Origin of the sequence: Herbivorax alkaliphila, from assembly GCF_030848475.1 — a bacterium.
Lineage (GTDB): Bacteria > Bacillota > Clostridia > Acetivibrionales > Acetivibrionaceae > Herbivorax.
Genome location: NZ_JAVDDS010000091.1, coordinates 1 through 5161 on the forward strand (window position 1 = coordinate 1; position 5161 = coordinate 5161).

The 5161-nt window shown below is 29.9% G+C and carries 5 protein-coding genes and 1 pseudogene; 2 read left to right on the forward strand and 4 right to left on the reverse strand.

The window, feature by feature from the left end:
* Positions 1 to 178: 178 nt before the first annotated feature.
* The 3 genes from RBH29_RS17025 to RBH29_RS17035 form a co-directional block, all read right to left on the reverse strand.
* Positions 179 to 715, reverse strand: a complete 537-nt coding sequence (locus RBH29_RS17025) for a GNAT family N-acetyltransferase (RefSeq protein WP_306698205.1) — start codon at positions 713 to 715, stop codon at positions 179 to 181.
* Between the two features lie 201 nt (positions 716 to 916).
* Entirely contained in the window at positions 917 to 1225 is a 309-nt protein-coding gene (locus tag RBH29_RS17030) for a hypothetical protein (RefSeq protein ID WP_306698206.1), read from the reverse strand.
* A 6-nt stretch (positions 1226 to 1231) separates the two neighbouring features.
* Positions 1232 to 1432 carry a hypothetical protein gene (locus RBH29_RS17035; RefSeq protein ID WP_306698207.1) on the reverse strand — a complete coding sequence of 67 codons (201 nt, stop codon included), beginning with the start codon at positions 1430 to 1432 and terminating at the stop codon, positions 1232 to 1234.
* A gap of 390 nt (positions 1433 to 1822) precedes the next feature.
* On the opposite strand from RBH29_RS17035, the gene RBH29_RS17040 reads away from it, so the two are divergent.
* Both RBH29_RS17040 and RBH29_RS17045 read left to right on the forward strand, forming a co-directional pair.
* On the forward strand, positions 1823 to 2677 hold the full coding sequence (locus RBH29_RS17040) for a tyrosine-type recombinase/integrase (protein ID WP_306698208.1): 855 nt from the start codon (positions 1823 to 1825) through the stop codon (positions 2675 to 2677).
* Positions 2670 to 3731: pseudogene (locus RBH29_RS17045) on the forward strand (IS91 family transposase); the annotation flags it as partial. The gene RBH29_RS17040 and the pseudogene RBH29_RS17045, both read left to right, overlap by 8 nt.
* A gap of 575 nt (positions 3732 to 4306) precedes the next feature.
* Here the strand turns inward: RBH29_RS17045 and RBH29_RS17050 are convergent.
* Positions 4307 to 5074 (reverse strand): phosphotransferase, encoded by a 768-nt coding sequence (locus RBH29_RS17050; RefSeq protein WP_306698209.1) that lies wholly within the window; start codon positions 5072 to 5074, stop codon positions 4307 to 4309.
* Between the last annotated feature and the right edge of the window lie 87 nt (positions 5075 to 5161).

Below are 5161 nucleotides of genomic sequence, written 5' to 3' on the forward strand. Positions count from 1 at the left end.
ATTTATTTAATTTATATTATAAATCAATTCTCTTAAATTGTCTCGAATAACATGGATACTATTTTGCCTAACGTCCTGCAGGTTTACGAAGTTCCTGAATTTTAGGGCGACTGCCCTTAATGAAGGAATTTGGGCGAAACAATAGTGGAGCCGTAAACCTTGCTGATATATGACGTTTTTATTTCCTTTCCTTTTTCCATTTATCTTTTTCCAACCTCATTACAATTTCATCCCATATTTCCTCATCATTAAACTGAAAACTCTTATCTATATATTCAATTTCTTTAAATCCTAAAGTTTTATAACAATTAATTGCACTCGTATTAAATGAGTATACTCTCAAATCTAATTCTTCTAATTCTAAATATTGAAAAGCATACTTAATAGCTAAGTTAACCATATCTTTACCAAACCCTTTGCCTCTAAATAGTCTATTCCCTATAAGTACAAACTGTAGTTTAGCAGATTTCTCCTCATAATCTATGTTTCCGATTTTTATATGCCCGATTGGATATATGTCATCATCTTTCTTTACTAGCGTAAAAGCAAAATTAGTATGAGAATCGTTGAGTGTACTTATATATTTATATAGCTGTAAATCATCTAGTGGATATATAAAGTTTCTTGCACACCACTGACAACAAAGTCTCTCATCTGTTATCCATAGTTTTAAATAGTCAATATCACCTATTTCAAATTTCCTTAACTCTATCACAAAATCATACCTCCTACACGAAAAATCAACTTTACAAAAATACCTCCGCAAGCCATTCCGGTGCTTTAAATAAAAGCGAAATAAAAATGTCATATATCGTTTTGTATCTTTGACGCCCTTGTAAAGATACTTTGATATACGTCATTCCCCTTATAAAAAAACTTCTACAAAGTCATTCTCAAATTATACCTTTTATTCAGTTTAAACCTTAATTAAAACTTTATCCTTAAAAAACTCTTTATTTTCAACAGTCTCTATTAATATCGGGGAACCTTTATTAATCTCATCTCTTTTTTCTTTGTTTGAACAATAAAAATGATCAATTCCTAGTATTCTAAAAATTCCACCAGATTCAATTTCTTTCAATTTATCACCAATACAAATTTTACCCTCATTAGAACCGTGCATGACTATCCCTTTATTCTCAATTTTAAAAGCATTTTCAACATGGAGTATATAAAAATCATCTTCAATCTTTTCGATCAGTTCTCTTACAATCTTATCACACAATCTTAATTAATCTTCCAACTTCTCTAAGTCCTTAATCTTTTTCGTAACCAAGGGATTCATCCAATCTAAATCGTGAATAATACACATTTTAAAACATCCATCAGGGTTAAATTCTGGATACCATCCAATATCAATTATAAATCTATTTTTTTCATAAGCAACTTGAAATAAGTCTTCTTTGAATGAGAATTCTTGTTGTTTAAACAACAAATCACTTTAAATCTGAAAGTCATCATATTCTACAATGCTTGGTGTAAAATCAATATTTTCAAACAAAAATCTATCTCACTCCAATAAATTCAATTTTTGAGACATACTCAAACCTGCCAACCGAAGGCTCCAGAGACTCCTATAATTTAGAGGAGTGAACGTATATCGTCTGCATACAAGAAGCCTTTGAGGGGTTACATAGCTCCTATGTCCCCGAAAAGGTTTTACTGAGCGACCAGTGATTCATTACTACCCTTGTATGCATTGTTGAACTAAACCGCTTACGCGGTGGCTGTCGCTTGTTTTAATTTTTAGTGAATTATATAACAATTATACTATACTTTCCTTTAAAATAAAATCAAATAATTTAAAAGGAGAGTGGTTATTATGACAAATAACAAAGCATTTGAAAAAATGAAAGAAAGAATGGAACTTAGAGGTTTTGCAATTTCAACTCAAAAAACTTATCTAATGCACTTAAGGCATTTTACAAATCATTTCAAATTGCCATTTAGTGAAATGAATTATGATCATGTAAGAGACTTTTTACTACATGCAATAAAAGTTAAAAAACTTAGCAGTGAATATATTAATTCTTCCTATAGTGCTATAAGGTTTCTTTATGAAGGTGTCTTTGAAAGAGATTGGAATATGAAACATATTCCCCGTCTTAAAAGTAAGAAAAAGTTTCCTGTAGTATTATCTAAAGAAGAAATTAATACAATATTTAAAAATGTTTCTTACTTAAAGCACAAAGCAATGCTTGTAACTGCTTATTCGCCAGGTTTAAGAGTTAGTGAAGTTTCAAAATTAAAAACTTCTGATATTGATAATAAAAATATGCAAATATTTATCAGGCAAGGCAAAGGAAATAGGGACAGATTTGCATTGCTTTCAAAGAATACTCTTTATCTACTTAGAAACTATTATAAACAACTTCATCCGAAGAATACTGAGTGGCTTTTCCCAGGTCAAAATCCTTCTAATCCTATTAGCTCAAGAACTATTCAATCAGCATTTAAAGACGCAGTTAAAAAAGCTAGTATAACTAAAAAAGTTACTCCTCATACTCTAAGACATAGTTTTGCCACTCATCTCGTTGAAGATGGTACAAATCTTATAGTTGTTAAGGATTTATTGGGACATGAAAAGTTGGAAACAACTATGCTTTATGTTCATTTGGCAAAAAAAGATATTCTTAGCACTCGTAGCCCTTTTGATGGTGGTGATTTTGATGTATGATATTAACTCTATTTTTAAAGAATATGGTCAAAGCTTTAGAGAAAATAATATTTTACATGTAGACGTGTTAAAAGCAATGAATTCCATAGAAGTTTGTAGAACTTCTGCTCTAGATATGCATATTGAAAAATGTCTTGCATGTGAGCATAAAAAAATATCCTATAACAACAGAAGCAATTGCGTAGCAATTGCAACACACCGTTTCAACGAGGCTAAAGATATGTGATTACTATTTTATTTTGCATAGCCTCGTTATAATTCTTGTCGCAATAGGCATTGTCCTAAATGTCAAAATATCGCTAAGGAAGAATGGGTCGATGCTAGAAAGTCGGAGCTTTTAAATACTCATTACTTTCATGTTGTATTTACAGTACCTGACCTTTTGAATAAATTGATTTTTAACAACAAAAAACAGCTTTATAATCTTCTTTTTAAGTGTGCGTCAGAAACTCTTTCTGAACTTGCAATGGATAAAAAATACTTGGGAGCTCAAATTGGCATTACTGCCATTTTACATACTTGGGGACAAAATTTATCATTTCATCCTCATATACACTGTATAGTTCCTGGCGGTGGGTTATTGCCTTCTGAAAAAACTTTTAAACACTCAAGAAAGAAGTTTTTCATTCCTGTAAAAGTTCTTAGCAGGAAATTTAGAGGAAAGTTTATGCATAATTTATGTTTACTTTTAGAAAGAAAAGATATTATTCTTCCAACTGGAACTGACTTTAAAGCTCTTAAGAATGAACTTTATAGTAAAGAATGGGTTGTTTATTGTAAGCCACCATTTAAAACACCTGAAAATGTTATTGAGTACCTTGGTCGATATACTCATAAAATTGCAATAACCAATAGTAGAATAATTACCGTTAAAGATAATCGTGTTTATTTTAAATAGCGAGATTATAAAGATCAAAACAAAGAAAAGGTAATGAATCTTTCTGTTTTTGAATTTATAAGAAGGTTTCTCATGCATGTTCTACCTAAGGGGTTTTTTAAGATTAGACATTTTGGACTTTTAAGTAATAGAAACAAAAAGACAAAACTTAAACTATATGAATTGCAATAAATATTATTCATAAAGTTAATATGCAATTCATAAATCAAGGAACATGATTTTGCAATATTTAAAAGAAATATTATAAAAGGATTATTGCAAAACATGTATGTCAAAAACTTACTGGTTCAAAGTTTACTGAAGTAAAAAGACTTAGTAGACGTGAAATTATAAAAAAAATATTTGGTTCTGATATTTTTTGTTGTCCTCTTTGTGGTTCTGAGTTTATAAACAGAATTATTTTAAGAGAATGACTTTTTATTAACTGAATAGAAAAGATTAAAAACTCATTAACCATGGGTCTGTTTTACTATGCCTATTTTTGGCAAACGAACAATAAACCATGTTAAAATTTAGGAATATTACGATTAAAATGTTGCCAATAGTAAGAAGGAAGTAAAATTAAATCCCCATATGAGCTTCTAGGTTCAGCGGCTTCGTTTATCATGCAATTCCGAAATTTTCGGCGAGATGTACATAAATTCAGCTCTATCCATTCTAGTCTTGGATAGAGCATTTTTGTGCCGAAAACTTCGGAACGTTGGCTAAGTGTTAAGTGAAGTGCCCGACCCTCATAAAAATATCTTTATCCATTTTGCATGTAGTAAATACATTTTTGCGTTATTTTGTAATTCTTGATTTTTTGTCTGTAATCCATACTCTTTTGACCAACTTGCAAGCACCTTAAGTCTTTTTCTTATTTTATTTATTACCTTTTTTTCATCATATAAAAATTCTTTCTCATCACAACTATATGAATCCAGAAATATTTTTAATCTATTCATCATAACTTCTTTTGAAAATGGAGATACTTCATAATATTTTTCTTCATTTTTATCAGGAAATAGTGGTATAAACCTATATGAAGTATAGGCAATATCCCATATTCTTGATCCTGGAGAACATACATCAAAATCAATCAAACCTTTAAATTTATTATCCTTAAAAACACAATTGTAAGGAGCAAAATCATTATGACAAATCACTTCATTAATTTCATCATTACTTAATAACCATCGAGCTTTTTTATATTTGAAATTTTCAGTAGCATCATGCCACTGTCTTAATTTTAATGCTACTTCTTTCAATATATCCTCATTCCAAATCCAATAGGGCTTCTCTTGAGGAACAACACCTTCAATATATGACAAAACATGTTTACCATCAGAATTAATACCATAAGATTCTGGTACCCAATTAATTCCTTGAGACCTAACATAACATAATAACTCATGAATTGTTTTTGAAGCTTTTGTAGACTCTTTATATATCAAATTATCATTTAAAACAGGAGAATTCATATTTCCTCCGGTTAAAATTTCATTTGATTCATTGTCCATATACTTTTAGTTCCTTTCTGCCAATGGGTATTAATTTTTTTTGTAAACTATTGTAGGGCATTTCACTTAAGTCGGGTAGGTCAGAGA